Source organism: Brevundimonas bacteroides DSM 4726 (assembly GCF_000701445.1).
In the GTDB taxonomy this organism is placed as follows: domain Bacteria; phylum Pseudomonadota; class Alphaproteobacteria; order Caulobacterales; family Caulobacteraceae; genus Brevundimonas; species Brevundimonas bacteroides.
The window spans coordinates 39,924-53,304 of the sequence record NZ_JNIX01000004.1 but is presented as its reverse complement, the minus strand read 5'-3'; the positions used below and the strand labels follow the sequence as shown (position 1 = coordinate 53,304).

Annotated in this window: 15 protein-coding genes; 12 read left to right on the top strand and 3 right to left on the bottom strand. The window is 72.4% G+C overall.

Going from position 1 to position 13,381, the window contains the following annotated elements; translation table 11 throughout:
* Positions 1-42: 42 nt before the first annotated feature.
* Both Q333_RS0101715 and Q333_RS0101710 read right to left on the bottom strand, forming a co-directional pair.
* The gene (locus tag Q333_RS0101715; protein WP_029415024.1) at positions 43-528 is read right to left on the bottom strand and encodes a hypothetical protein; all 486 of its coding nucleotides are present in this window, start codon (positions 526-528) and stop codon (positions 43-45) included.
* 218 nt (positions 529-746) lie between these two features.
* Positions 747-1,223: a hypothetical protein gene (locus tag Q333_RS0101710; RefSeq protein ID WP_157072332.1), complete on the bottom strand. Its 477-nt coding sequence runs from the start codon at positions 1,221-1,223 to the stop codon at positions 747-749.
* A gap of 319 nt (positions 1,224-1,542) precedes the next feature.
* On the opposite strand from Q333_RS0101710, the gene Q333_RS0101705 reads away from it, so the two are divergent.
* Together Q333_RS0101705 and Q333_RS17525 are read left to right on the top strand one after the other, a co-directional pair.
* The gene (locus Q333_RS0101705) at positions 1,543-2,124 is read left to right on the top strand and encodes a polysaccharide biosynthesis/export family protein (protein ID WP_029415022.1); all 582 of its coding nucleotides are present in this window, start codon (positions 1,543-1,545) and stop codon (positions 2,122-2,124) included.
* Positions 2,125-2,463: 339 nt separating this feature from the next.
* On the top strand, positions 2,464-2,901 hold the full coding sequence (locus Q333_RS17525) for a VanZ family protein (protein ID WP_157072331.1): 438 nt from the start codon (positions 2,464-2,466) through the stop codon (positions 2,899-2,901).
* A 77-nt stretch (positions 2,902-2,978) separates the two neighbouring features.
* On the opposite strand, the gene Q333_RS17205 is transcribed toward Q333_RS17525, so the two are convergent.
* Positions 2,979-3,293, bottom strand: a complete 315-nt coding sequence (locus Q333_RS17205; RefSeq protein WP_157072330.1) for an excalibur calcium-binding domain-containing protein — start codon at positions 3,291-3,293, stop codon at positions 2,979-2,981.
* A gap of 294 nt (positions 3,294-3,587) precedes the next feature.
* Between Q333_RS17205 and Q333_RS0101700 the strand changes: the two genes are divergently transcribed.
* From Q333_RS0101700 to Q333_RS17865, 10 genes are read left to right on the top strand one after another with little or no spacing between them, the layout of a single operon-like run.
* Positions 3,588-3,911 carry a TrbC/VirB2 family protein gene (locus Q333_RS0101700; protein ID WP_029415021.1) on the top strand — a complete coding sequence of 108 codons (324 nt, stop codon included), beginning with the start codon at positions 3,588-3,590 and terminating at the stop codon, positions 3,909-3,911.
* A complete protein-coding gene (locus tag Q333_RS0101695) occupies positions 3,908-4,177 on the top strand; it encodes a VirB3 family type IV secretion system protein (protein WP_029415020.1) in 270 nt (89 codons plus the stop codon). Before Q333_RS0101700 ends, Q333_RS0101695 begins: the two co-directional genes overlap by 4 nt.
* An 8-nt stretch (positions 4,178-4,185) precedes the next feature.
* Entirely contained in the window at positions 4,186-6,603 is a 2,418-nt protein-coding gene (gene trbE / locus Q333_RS0101690; protein ID WP_029415019.1) for a conjugal transfer protein TrbE, read from the top strand.
* On the top strand, positions 6,575-7,543 hold the full coding sequence (locus Q333_RS0101685; RefSeq protein ID WP_245591456.1) for a conjugal transfer protein TrbJ: 969 nt from the start codon (positions 6,575-6,577) through the stop codon (positions 7,541-7,543). Before trbE ends, Q333_RS0101685 begins: the two co-directional genes overlap by 29 nt.
* Positions 7,544-7,553: 10 nt before the next feature.
* Positions 7,554-8,981, top strand: a complete 1,428-nt coding sequence (locus tag Q333_RS0101680; RefSeq protein ID WP_245591455.1) for a type IV secretion system protein — start codon at positions 7,554-7,556, stop codon at positions 8,979-8,981.
* Positions 8,982-8,983: 2 nt separating this feature from the next.
* Entirely contained in the window at positions 8,984-9,667 is a 684-nt protein-coding gene (gene trbF, locus Q333_RS0101675; RefSeq protein ID WP_035293568.1) for a conjugal transfer protein TrbF, read from the top strand.
* Entirely contained in the window at positions 9,646-10,815 is a 1,170-nt protein-coding gene (locus tag Q333_RS0101670; protein ID WP_035293566.1) for a TrbG/VirB9 family P-type conjugative transfer protein, read from the top strand. Before trbF ends, Q333_RS0101670 begins: the two co-directional genes overlap by 22 nt.
* 2 nt (positions 10,816-10,817) lie before the next feature.
* A complete protein-coding gene (locus Q333_RS0101665) occupies positions 10,818-12,083 on the top strand; it encodes a TrbI/VirB10 family protein (RefSeq protein WP_029415014.1) in 1,266 nt (421 codons plus the stop codon).
* Entirely contained in the window at positions 12,080-12,577 is a 498-nt protein-coding gene (locus Q333_RS16265; protein ID WP_035293564.1) for a S26 family signal peptidase, read from the top strand. The genes Q333_RS0101665 and Q333_RS16265 overlap by 4 nt, the downstream gene beginning before the upstream one ends.
* On the top strand, positions 12,571-13,311 hold the full coding sequence (locus Q333_RS17865) for a lytic transglycosylase domain-containing protein (protein ID WP_051651052.1): 741 nt from the start codon (positions 12,571-12,573) through the stop codon (positions 13,309-13,311). The genes Q333_RS16265 and Q333_RS17865 overlap by 7 nt, the downstream gene beginning before the upstream one ends.
* The last annotated feature ends 70 nt before the right edge of the window (positions 13,312-13,381 follow it).

Below are 13,381 nucleotides of genomic sequence, written 5' to 3'. Positions count from 1 at the left end.
CCGGCGGCATGGCATCAACAGTTGGTCGTCAACAGCCGCCGGTCAGGTGGCTGGGCGGTAATCCGAGCCGCCACCGCCACCGCCGCCCGCCGATCCGGGTGCCCCGAGCGGCGCGCCACCCGTCTGGCCGCCGCCGGCGCCGGCCGAGGGCCCGCCGGTCTGACCGGAGACGACGCTCTGCACAGTGCCGATCGCAGCGGCAGCGGCGGGCGAGAGGGTCCCGGCCTGGGAGAGGGACTGGCGAGCCTGGGACAGGGCCTGGCTGACCACGGCGGGCGATTGGCCACTGGTCGCCACCGCCGCCTGAATGGCCTGCTCGATGTATTGAGCGGCTGCATCTCCCGTCAGGCCCGCGGCCTGGGCCTCGGCCTGGGCGGTGGTGATGGTGGCGGCAAGTTGCGCCGCCAGCTCAGCGACGGCGTCCTGAGCCGCGGCCACAGCAACAGCAGGAAGCACCGAAGCGCCGGCGACCGAGCCGACGACGACGGCGGCGCGGCAAACAGCCGCGACAAGACCAGCCTTGAACATACCCCAGCCCTCCATGAATGGTTAAATGAAGCTTACACTGAGCAGGTGCGAAAGAAAACCACCGGTGTGCCGGTGTGTCTGCCACGCCCGCGGTATTGGTGGGCCAAACGCCCGTTTCCGGCACACCTGTGCCTTTGGAGTGACTCTCACGTGCAACGACGAGGTGGTTACACGCTCTGTGTGAACCTTGCGTGGCACAGCCTCCAGCAGACTGTTCGCTAACCCTGGTCGCGGGCTTGCTGGGCGCGGTCCTCGGCCTGTTTGGCGAGCGTGAACGCAAGTCGCCCGGCCGGGTCTTCGACATCGGCCGCTGCGGCCTCAACGACGGCCCATCGGGTGCGCCGGGTCGCGCGGAGCTCGGCATCGGCCTGGCGGCGAAGGTCCGGCGTCAGCCGTCCCCAGCGCCCATAGGCGAACCGCAGGCGCCAGGCGGTGATGTCCGGACCAAACGGAGCCGTCGTATAGCTGCGGTCGAGATAGGCATTGGCCGCGGCGTCGTCGCCCCGTTCGGCCGCGACCCAGGCGAGGCGGGCCCAAGCGGCCGCTTCACCGGGTCGAACCGCGAGTGTTCGGCGCGTCCACGCCTCAACAGCCTCGAGATCGGCCGGCGAGGTGGACGCAGCCTGGACCGCCCGGCCTTCCGGAACCGCGGCCACGGGTGCCCAGGTCGTCCAGCCGGCGGTCGGAAGGCTCACGCTGAGCGCCAAGGCAAACGCAGAGGCCGTCGCGGCCGTCGCGAGGACGATGGCGGCACCCAGCCTGACGCGATATGCATTCTGTGCCCGCATAGAGCCCTCCCCGACGCGCACTCTCTAGGCTGGACTCCCCGGGGCCGTCAAAGCCCGGAGCCCGTCCCCGACCTAGACGAAGTGTCCTTTTTCTCGAGTGATGAGTGGCTCGATTACTGGTCAGAGACCCCAGTGTGTTCGCGCCCGGTGTCGGATCCGGTCGCACGCGTCTGGATTGCAGGGCTCTCGCCCGGTAAGGGACAGGCCTGAGCTGAGGATCGCTGCCATGACTGTCTTTCGAACGCTGTGTCTGAGCCTTGTGCTCCTGCTGGGTCTTGCGACCCTCGGACCGGGCCAAATCGTGGCGGCCCAGACGCGCGGCGACGAGACGCCGATCGTCCGCGTCGTTCCGGAGTATCGTCTTGGGCCCGCCGACAAGGTGCGGGTCAACGTCTTTGGCGAAGAGGCGCTGACCGGTGAGTTCACTGTCGGCAATTCGGGCAAGGTGTCCCTGCCCCTCATCGGCGAGGTCCAGGCCGAGGGCCTGACAATCGCCGAGCTGCAGGAGGCGATCGCGGCTGCGCTGCGCGATGGCTATATCAATGAGCCGCGCGTCAACGCCGAGGTGCTGAACTATCGCCCCTTCTATATCCTGGGCGAGGTCAATACCCCCGGCGAATATCCTTACACGGCCAATCTGACGGTCCTGAACGCTGTGGCAACGGCAGGCGGCTTCACCTATCGGGCCGATACGCGGCGTGTCTTCATTCGTCGGGCCGACGGCCTGGGCGAACAGGCCTATCCCTTGACCACCGACACCCAGGTGGCCCCGGGCGACACCATTCGCATTGGTGAACGCTTTTTCTGACCTCGAAGCAGGACCGAGAGTCGGAGCCAGTGGCTACGAGCGGCCTCGCTCAGCCGGGACGTCTCAATCCCGGCCCATCTGGCACCCGGAGCGCGCCTTCAAACCATGGGCGTGCAGCATTCGCTTTGAGCAGTCGCGCCTTCCACCCGTCGCGTCATGGTCGATCCGCCGGATGCGCGCATATCGCCATTCCATTTATCCCTAAGGGCACTGTGTAGCACGACGGTAGCTCCCCCTGCGGGTTGGTGGTGGCTATGCCCTCCGGACGAGGGTTACCGCTGTCCGCATTCACATCCTATTTGCGTTCGGTTGCTATGCATCCCCGTCAGGAACTGAAACATGACCACTCGTGAGATCATATGGTTGCTCAGAGCGGTCTCCTTGTTGCCGGCGTCCGCGCTTGTTGGTCTTTTCCTGGGTCCGGTCACACCGGTCGTCGAGCGCCTCGGACTTTCTGACAGTCAATCTCACGCCCTGGCGTTTTTCACGGTGATGTCAGGGCTTCTAATTCTCTGGCCGCGACAACAGGTCTGGATTCTCGCGCTCGTGGCCTTTGCAGTAGGCGGTGCGATCGAGCTGGCACAAGGATTCACCGGACGGGGTCCATCATTTGCCGACCTCGCCGCTAACGCCGTGGGCATCTCGATGGGTGTGTTCATTTTTATTGTTGTTCATCGCGCCATCAAGGTCGGAAATCACATTGTCAGACGCATGAGCCACCCGCCCTCGGTCGCCCTTCCGTCAAGGCTGCGGATTACCCGGTCCGTTCGCTCATAACGACGAGATCGATGAATGGTCAGCGGGGTTGTGGCTTGTGGGGGCCTCCAGCCGGATCTCCTGACGCCGCTCCGTAGTTACTCGCACCCCACACCGTCACCATCGCGATCCAGATGGGGTCCATACCCCGGCTGCCCGCGCCGGACAGGAGCCGCCCCCGCCGCGCGCGCCGCGGTGCAGTTGGCGTAGGCACCCCCGCCGGATGGACCGCCGACCAGACCCTGCACGCGGGGCGGGGCCGACCGCGTCGCACCCGTTCCACCCCGGTGGCAGTGGTCGTCCCCGGTCCTGCGCTGGGTGTGGCAGCCCTCGCTGTTGAGCCCTCCGGGGTGGGCCGGAGCTGCCTCGAGGGACAGAAACAGGGTTGCCAGAGCCACGCCCGCGTAAGTCACCGCACTCTCCTCATGCCACTCGAGATTGCGGCATCCTTACGGCAGCTCGCGCCCGGCGCAAACCGAGACGCTGAAAAACACCAAGGGTCTCCGCGCCTTGCCCGCCCCTGGGCGAGACGGCCGAGCAGGGGGCCGCAAGTCGTCGACGAGCTCTTCGCAAGTCAGATCTGACTTGCCTGACAAGTCATTGTTTTAATGTTATTTTCTTCGCTGTCTCGTGTTGACAGAAGGCGATCCTTCCTGCTTGCCTTGGGCCATCGCCGACCCTCGCGGCGCTCTCGAAGGACACCCTCAATGGACCGGACACGTCTCCGCGGCCTTTCGGCCGCCTCGGCCGCCTGCGCCCTGCTGGCCGCCACCACTGCCCTCGCCGGAGGCTCCGGCATGCCCTGGGAAGGGCCGCTGCAGCAGATCGTGGAGTCCGTCACCGGACCCGTGGTGCAGGCGGCCGCCGTGATCGCCGTGGTCATCTTCGGGGCCGGCATCGCCATGAGCGAGAACGGCTCCTCCATGCGGCGTGGCCTGGGCATCCTCTTTGGCCTGTCGATCGCCTTTGCCGCCGGGACCTTCTTCCTGGACTTCTTCGGCTTCGCCGGCGGGATGGAGATCGCCGCGTGACCGGCGATCACCGCCCCGAGGGCTATGAGCTTGCCGTCGCCCAGGCCCTGACCCGGCCGGTCCTGCTCGGTGGCCTGCCTCGCGACTACGCCATCCTCATGGGCACCCTCGCCCTCATGCTGGGGCTGGCGCTGCGGCTGCCGTGGCTGGGGCTGATCTGGTGGGCGCTGGCCCACGGCCTGGGCCTGCTCGCGGCGCGCGGCGACCCTCAGGTGTTCGACGTGGTGCGCCGCCACCTCGCCCGTCCCGGTCACCTGGACACCTGAGGCCGGCCATGCGCTTTCTCGAAGACCATCGCCGCCGACCGGCGCTTCTCGCCGACCACCTCCCCTGGGCCGCGCTCGTCGCGCCCGGCGTCGTCCTCAACAAGGACGGCTCCTTCACCACGGGCCTCGCCTTCCGGGGCCCCGACCTGGAGTCCTCCACCGAAGACGAGCTGATGGCGGTGCGGGCAAGGCTCAACAACGCCCTTCGCCGGCTCGGCACGGGCTGGTGCCTGCATGTCGAGGCCGAGCGCCGGTCGGCCCGCCCCTATCCCGAGGCGGGCCCCGATCCCGACGCGCCGGGTCTCGCCGCCGCCTGGCTGGTCGACGAGGAACGCCGCGCGCTCTTCGACCAGGACGAGCCCGCTTTCGAGACCCACTGCCGCCTGGCTCTGACCTGGCTGCCGCCGGTCGATGACACGGGCCGGATCGAGCGCTGGCTGTTCGACGGTCTGGCGAGGACTGCGGGCGACGCCTCGGCCAGCCTCGCCCTCTTCCGGCGCGAGGCCGACGCCGTCGCCGATCTCCTGGCCGACGCCCTGCCGGAGGTCGAGCGGCTGGACGATGCGGCCCTGCTGGGCTGGCTGCACGCCACCGTCTCGCCCGAGCCACAGCCGGTGCGGCCGCCGGAGACGCCCATGTTCCTGGACGCGCTTCTGGCGGATGCGCCTTTGACCGGCGGCGTCGACCCCCGGCTCGGCGACCATGCGCTCAAGGTGGTCTCGGTCCGGGCCCTGCCGTCGGCGACCCGGCCGGGCCTGCTCGATGCCCTCGGGACCCTGCCCTTCCCCTATCGCTGGAGCGCCCGCTGGATCGCGCTCGACAAGGCCGACGCCGAGCGCGAGATCGCTCGGCTGAGGAAGCGCTGGTTCGCCAAGCGCAAGGGTGTCGGCACCCTGCTGCGCGAAGCGGTCACCCGCGAGGAGACACCGCTCGTCGACACCGACGCGGTCGCCAAGACCGAGGAGTGCGACGGGGCGCTGGAGGCCCTGGGCTCGGAAGCCTGCGCCTATGGCTATCTGACCCTGACCGTGGCCGTTCTGGACCGCGATCCGGAGCGGGCCGCGGCCTGCGCCCGGGCCGTCGAGGCCGCGCTGAACGCCCAGGGCCTGGTCGCCCGCGTCGAGACCCTCAACGCCGTCGAAGCCTGGCTCGGCTCCCTGCCGGGCGAGCCCTATGCCGATGTGCGCCGCCCGCTGGTCTCTACGCTCAACCTGGCCGACCTCCTGCCGGTCTCTTCGGTCTGGGCCGGCCCGGACGCCGACGCCGCGCTGGACGGCCCGCCCCTGGCGGTGGCCCGCACCACCGGATCCACGCCCTTTCGACTGGCGCTCCACGTCGGCGACGTGGGCCACGCCATGGTCGTGGGCCCGACCGGGGCGGGCAAGTCGACGCTTCTATCCTTTCTGGCGCTCCAGTGGTTCCGCTACCCCGGCGCCCGGGTGGTCTTCTTCGACAAGGGCCGGTCGGCCCGCGCCGCGACCCTGGCGATCCAGGGCAGCTGGCGGGCCCTGTCGCCCGCGGGCGGCCTGGCGCTTCAGCCGCTCGCCCGCATCGACGATCCGGCCGAATGCGCCTGGGCCTCGGACTGGCTGGCGGATGTCCTCGTCCAGGCGGGCCTCTCCATCGACCCTGTCCGCCGCGACGAGCTCTGGCGCGCGCTTCGCGCGCTCGCCGGCTCGCCCCCGGCGCATCGGACGCTGACCCTGCTCTGCGCCCTGCTGCAGGACAGGGACGCAGCCGCCGCGCTCGAGCCCCTGACGCTGCAGGGGCCCTGGGGCGCGCTGCTCGACGGGGCCGAAGACGCGCCGGAACCGGGCCCCTTCGACACCTATGAGCTGGAGACGCTGATGGGCTCGCCCGCCGCCGTCGGACCGGTGCTCTCGGCCCTGTTTCACCAGCTCGAGCGCCAGTTCGACGGACGCCCGACCCTGCTCGTCCTCGACGAGGCCTGGCTGATGCTTGACCACACCGGCTTTGCCGCCCGCATCCGCGAATGGCTCAAGACCCTGCGCAAGAAGCGGGTCTCGGTCGTCTTCGCCACCCAGTCGCTCGACGACGTGGCCGCCTCGGCGATCGCCCCCAGCCTGATCGAAAGCTGCCCGACCCAGGTCTTCCTGCCCAATCCGCGCGCGCTCGAACCGGCCAGCGCGGCGCTGTATGCCGGCTTCGGCCTCAACCGGCGCCAGCGCGAGCTCCTCGCCTTCGCCCCGCCCAAGCGCGCCTACTACTGGCGCCAGCCCCAGGGGCGTCGCCTGTTCGACCTGCGCCTGACCGGCGCGTCGCTCGCGCTGTGCGCGGCCGGATCGCCCGAAGACCAGCGCCTCATCGATCGCGTGCTCGAGACCGAGGGTCCGACGCGCTTCGCCCCCGCCTTCCTCAAAGCCAAGGGACTGCACCATGTCGACGCCCTCTTCGCTGCCACCTGAACACCGCCGCCCGATCCGCCCGGGTCTGCGCAACCGGGCCACGGTCCGGATCGCCGACCCCCGCACGCCCCGCGCCGGAACGTCTGCGGGCCCAACCGCCCCGGAGGCCGCCGAGGCCGGCCCGGACGCGACGGCGACTGCTCCTGCACGGTCCAGGCATCCCGAGCCTCGGCGCGCTCCGGCCCGTCCGGCGCGGCCCGCCCGGCCCTCCCCCCGGCGTCCTCTGTTCGCGGCAGGCCTGGCCCTGCTCATTGGCCTCGGCGGCGCGTCCGCCGCGCCATCCCGGGCCCAGGTCGTGGTGTTCGATCCCCGGAACCACATCGAGAACGCGCTCCAGGCGGCGCGTCAGGTCGACAGTCTGGCCAATGAGGCCCGGATGCTGCTCAACCAGGCCCGGGCGCTCGCCGCCTCGCCCTACAGCCATCTGGGCGAGACCTCGGCCGTGCTGGCCGACCTGTCGGCGCTGGCGTCAGAGGTGCGGGGTCTGGCCGGGACCGCCGGCGATCTGGAGCGGCAGTTCGAGGCCCTCTATCCCGCCGCCGTCGAGGGCTTGTCGCCGGACCGGGCGCTCGACCAGGCCCAGGGCCGCGCCGAGACCGCGCGCGAGACCGCGCGCGACCTGGCCGCCACCGCCGCGCGGCTCGATGCCCTGTCCGCCGGGCGCGATCGCCGGGTGGCGGGGGCGCTGGCGGCCTCGGAAGCGGCCGAAGGCGAGACGGCGGCGATCCAGTCCTCGACCCAGCTGCTGGCGGTCCTGTCGGAGGATCTGGCCATGCTGCGCACCCTGATGCTGGCCCAGAGCCGGCTGATGGCCGAGGCCGCCGCCCGCGAGAGCGCCGAGCGCGCCGCCTCGGCCGAAGCCCGCCGCCGCTTCTGGGCCCGGGACGCCGAGGCCCCGTCCGCCCCGCGCTTCGACCCCTTCGCCCGCGCCCGTCAGTGAGGAGCCGACCATGGCCGCGCCCCCCGGAATGGAAACGCCCAATGAGCTGATGGTGGTCTTTTCCGAGACCGTCAGTGCCGGGTTCGAGGCGCTGCAGGGACCGGTCGACACCATGTTCGGCCTGATGATCGCGCTCGTGGTGGCGCTCACGGGCATCCAGTGGGCCCTGTCGTCCAACCGCGACCTGCTCGCCGCCGGCTTCGGCAAGGTCCTGCTGATCGGAAGCTTTGCCTACATCATCAACGACTGGCAGGCGCTGTCGGAGACGCTCCAGGCCGGCTTCATCGAACTGGGCCTGGCCGCCGGCGGCGGCGCGCTCAGCCAGTCGGACTTCCTCAATCCCGGGGCGGTGCTGCATCAGGGCTGGCGCATCGTGCGCGCCCTGGGCGAGACCCCGGCCCCCGTCGCCAATCCGCTGGATGTGGCCGGCAACCTGATGGACGCCCTGATCCTGGGCCTGGCCATGATCGGCATCATGCTGGCCTTCGCCGTCCTGGCGCTGCAGATCATCGTCACCCTGCTGGAGTTCAAGATCGTCACCCTGGGCGGCTTCGTGCTCCTGCCGTTCGGGATCTGGTCGAAGTCCGCCTTCCTGGCGGAGCGGCCGCTGGGCTTCGTGGTCTCCTCGGGCCTAAAGGTCCTCGCTTTGGCCATCGTGGTCTCGGGGGCCTCGACGGTGTTCGACCAGCTCCAGCCCTCGGCCAACCCCGACCTCTACGAGGCGCTGGCCATCCTCGTCGCGGCGCTCCTGCTGGCCATGCTGGCCCTGTTCGTGCCCAACCTCGCCGCCGCCCTGGTGACCGGTGGTCCCGCGCTGGGGGCCGGCTCGGCCCTGACGGCGGGCCTCGCCGTCGCCGGAGCGGGCGGTCTCGTCGCGGCGGGCGCGGCCGGGGCCGGGGCCGCGCTGGGTGGCGGGGCCGCGCGTCTCGCCGGAGGAGCGCGGGCGGCCTCCGCCGCCCCGACCGGCCGAGGCCCCGCCTCCGGGCCGCCGTCCCCGGCGGCGTCCGGTCCGCCGCGGCCGCCCTCTCCCTCCGGTTCCGGCCACGCCGCGCCGATCGCATCGCGCGTCGCTCCGGGGCCGGGTCCGGCCGGCAAGGACCAGGGTCTGCCGCCTTCGACGGCTTCGGCCGGCAAGCCCACCCGTGACGCCCCGGCCGGCCCGACCGGCGCGTCCGGCACAGGACCGCAGACCGCAGGCGCGACCGTACGGTCTCGAGCGTCGGAGACCGAAGCCGCGCGCCAGGCCTTTCACCGGGCGGCGGGCGCGGGTCCGCAGGGCGGCGCCCAAGGCCCCGCTCCCAGCGGGGTCGGCAGGGCGGGCGGGGCCCGCTCGGCCGCCTTCCGCAGCTTCTTCGTCGCCAACACCGCCCGGTCGCTCCTGCCGTCCAGCGAGACGACCGGGACCCTCTCTCCCCAGCTCAAGTCGGAGGACCGCTGACCATGCACCCCTTCTTTCGCCCCAAACGCCCCTTGCCCTCCGCCCCGGCCTCCACACCCTACCAGCGCGCCGCCCAGGTCTGGGACGACCGCATGGGCCTGACCCTGGCGCACGCCCGCAACTGGCGACGCATCGCCTTCGCCAACCTTCTGCTCGCCGCCGGACTCGGCGTCGGCTGGGGGGTCCAGGCGGGCCGCGCCGAGGTTCGCCCTTTCGTTGTGGAGGTCTCCGACTGGGGCCAGACCCAGAGGATCACCGCGCTCGACGGCCGCTACGAGCCCACCGAGGCCCAGACCGCCCAGGTCCTGGCGGAGTGGATCCGCGACGTCCGCTCCAAGTCGGTGGATCCCGTGGTCATCCGCCAGAACTGGCTGGAGGCCTATGACCTGGTCGCGCCACGCGGTGCCGCCTTCCTCAACGCAGAGGCCCAGGCGCGCGACCCCTTTGCCGAGGCCGGACGCGAAGCCGTCCAGGTGGAGATCCTCAACGTCGTGCGCCGCACGAACCGAACCTATGACCTGCAGTGGCGCGAGACCCGGTTCGTCAACGGCCAGGCCGCGGGCCAGGCCCGCTGGCGTGGTCTCATCACCTTTCGGCTGGAGCCGCCCCGCACCGAGGCGGCGCTCCTCAAGAACCCGCTCGGCATCCGTATCGAGGACGTGTCATGGACCCCCGACGCCAGCTGATCCCGCTCGCCCTCGCGCTCGCGCTCCATGTCGGCGGCTGCGCCGCCCTCGGGGCTGACCCCGAGCCCCCGCCCCGCATCGCCGTCGCGCCCCTGTCCGCTGCCAGCGGCGGCCCGGTCGTGGCGGACGCCGCCCCCCGCTCGGCCACCGAGCGCCCCTATCTGGAGGTCGTGGGCCCCGAGGCCTCGGCCACCCTGGATCCGGCGGGCGCAACGCGGCTTCGGGACGCCGCGCCTGCTCCTCGAGAGGCACGATCCCTGGCCGGAGCGGCGGCGGACCCGACCCCCGCCCCCCGGGGCGGGTCCCTTGCGGCGGCGGCGCCAGACGCGGCGCCCCAACCGGTCGGCCAGTCCGGCCCGGCGGCGATCGCCTCGGCCAACGCGCAGGCCCTCACGGCTTCCGAGGCCGACCGCTTCGTCGGCGGGGTGCAGGTCTTCGCCTGGTCCCCGGGCCGGGTCTATGAGGTCTGGACCGCGCCCTTGCGGGTCTCGACGCTGACGCTGGGACCCGGCGAGACCGTCACCGCCAAGGCGGCCGGCGACACGGTTCGCTGGCAGATCGGCGAGGCGGTTTCCGGCACGGGGGCCGGTACCCGCACCCACGTGATGATCAAGCCGCTGGAGCGCGGCCTGGAAACCAATCTGGTCCTGACCACGACCCGGCGCGTCTATCTGATCCAGCTCCGCAGCGGGGCAGCGGCCGGTTTCAACGCCGCCGTCGCCTGGGATCTCGGGGCCCTGACCGGAGACGCCACCCAAACCGCCGAGGTCGCCGTCGGCGGGAGCGATGGCTCGATTGTTCCTCATGCCTCGCGGACGCTAGTCCGGGCCGGGGCGGAGGTACCAGGCCTCTCCGGGACCGCGATCGCCTATCGCGTGACGCCGCGTGGACGGGCCCCCGCCTGGACCCCCCTGTCGGTCCAGTCCGACGGCCGGCGCACCGTGCTGCGGTTCGCTCCCGGCCTCTCCGGGACCGAGGCTCCTGCCCTGTTCGCGATCGGCGAAGACGGCCGCGCGGAGACCCTGACCTGGCGACGCGAGGGCGACCTCTGGATCGTCGACCGGGTGCTGGAGCGCGCCGAGCTGCGGCTGGGCGACCGCCGCCCCCGGATCGTCCGTATCGATCGCCTCCCCCCCGACCGGAGCTGACCATGAGCCGCGCACCCGATCCCTCGCCCCCTCCCCCGTCGCCTCCGGGCCGCGAGGCCCGGCGGACCGAAGCCTCCGGCCCCCCCGAAGACCGCCTTTCCGCGGGCCGCGCGTCGTCCGCGGCCGGCCCGGGTCATCCGCCCAAGATCTCCCCCGAGCTGGCGCTGCGCGCGCCCCGGCCGTCCGGGGTCCGGATCCGCCCCGCCGTCGTGCTCGGCATGGGCGGAGCCGCCGCCGCCCTGCTCGCGGGGGCCTTCGCCTGGGCCTTTGTGGTCGCCCCGGAGCTGCGCGCCCAGGCGCGGACCCGGGATCGGGACCCGGCCGAGGGCGCGACCTCCAGTGTCAGGCCCGCCGAGGCGGTGACGGACGGTCCTCGCGGCTATGGCGACCCGCGCCTGCTGCCGGTCCCGCGCGGCCTCGGGGCCGACAGAACCCCGGCGGACGCCGAGGACCCGGCGCTCCCGGCATCCGCCGTCCGAACGGCGACCCGCGGACCGTCCGCCCGCATCGCCCAGCCGGACTATGGCCAGGGGACCCGGCTCGCGCCTCACGCCGTGGCGCGTGCCGACCCGGCTGGGGCCGCCCGGGCGTCCACCCTGTTCTTCGCGCCGCCGACAGGGACCCCCGCGCGCTCGACGCATCCGCAGGCCTCCGCAGCCTCGACAGGTGCTTCGATACCTCCAGGTCGCGTTCCGGGGCCGGGCTCCGGCGCACTCCAGGCCGGCGATCTCCTGTCCGCGGTGCTGCTGACGGGCGTGGATACGGCGCGGCCGGGGCCCGTCGTGGCCGTGATCAGCCGCGACGTCTACGACACCGTCACCGGGCGGCGTCTCCTCATCCCCCAGGGCGCCCGCCTGATCGGTCGCCAGGACGGAGACAGCCGCCATGGCGAGCGGCGCGCCTACCTCGTGTGGACCCGGCTGATCCTGCCGGATGGGTCCAGCGTGCCGCTGGAGGAGGCGCCCGCCGTCGACGGCGAGGGCGTGACCGGCCTCGAGGGCCGGGTCGAGCGACGCCTGGGCGCCCTCGTCGGCGGCGCCCTGTTCGGCGGGGCCTTCACGGCGCTGGGAACCCTGGCCCGCAGCGACAACAGCGGGTCCGGCGGCATCTGGGGCGACATCGGCGATGCGGCCGCGATCCAGGGGGCTGAGGCCGGAAGCCGGCTGATCGGGCGGGAACTGGAGGTGCGGCCTTCGGTCCGTCTCGCCCCCGGCACGCCGGTGCGGGTGCTGCTGACCCGGGACCTGGTGCTGGAGACGGCGTCATGACCGGCCGCATCCACACCCTGGCCCTCGCGCTCGCCGGACTCGTCGCCGTGTCGGGGCTCGCCGATCTGGCCCGGACCTCGGGCCTGATCCTGATCAACGAGAGCCGCAGCCTGGCCCCCGGCCTCTACCGGCGGGCGGCGGGGCCGCCGCGACTGGGCGACCTGGTCGCGCTGGATCCGCCCGCGCCCGCCCGACCCTATCTCGCCCGCCTCGGTGCACCGGACGACACGCGCCTGCTCAAGCGCATTGCCGCGATCGGGACGGCCCGGGTCTGCACCCGGCCGGGCGGGGTGGCGGTGGCCGGTGTGCTGGTCCCGGTCGCCACGCGGGACGCCGCCCGACGGCCTCTCCCGGCCTGGCGGGGCTGCCGCCGGCTCGCCCCGGGCGAGGTCTTCCTGCTGGGCGACACCGGCGGCAGTTTCGACAGCCGCTACTTTGGGCCCGTGTCCACCGCCACCCTGACCGGCCCCTATCGCGCGATCGTCACATGGTGATCGCTGTTCCCACCCCGGTCGTCCGGCTCGGGCTCGCCGTGGCTCTTGCCACGACGGCCGTCCTGTCGCTCTCCCCGGTTCCCGCAGCGGCGTCCGCCCTTCAGGATCCTACGACCGATCCGGGCTGGGCGTCGGCAGGCGGGGCCCTGTTCGTGTCCACGACCGGGGCGCACGCCGAGCCCGGCGAGCCGTCGGCGGACCTTGAGGCGGTCGGCGCGGATCCGGCTCGGGCGCTCGCGTCATCACCCTCGGTCGGACCAGAAAGCGAGCCGGGCGGCCCGGCGGCGCGGGTGGCGGTTCCGGATCAACCCTTCATGGCCCTGATCGGCGAAGCGGCTGCCCGCCATGGCCTCGACCCCAAGCTGCTGCATGCCGTGGTCACGGTCGAGAGCGCCTACAGACCCGGAGTCTGCTCGCCGGCGGGCGCCTGCGGCCTGACACAGCTCATGCCGGGCACCGCCGCCGAACTGGGCGTGTCGGACCGCTTCGACCCCGGCCAGAACCTGGCGGGCGGCGCCGACTACCTGGCGCGCCAGATCCTGCGTTTCGGCGACCTGCAGCTGGCGCTGGCCGCCTATAACAGCGGCCCGGCCCGTGTGGCCCGCCTGGGGCGGGTGCCCGACATCGCGGAGACCCGGGCCTATGTCCGGGCCGTGATCGCCTGTTATCTCGCGCTCGGCGCGGGTCGGCCGGTCCGGAGCGCGCGCGACTGCCCGGCGGGGGACGGCGCATGACCGGCCACCTCCCGCTGCCCGACCAACGCGACCGCCCCGCCCGGACCCGAACCGGACGGTCTCTTCGCGG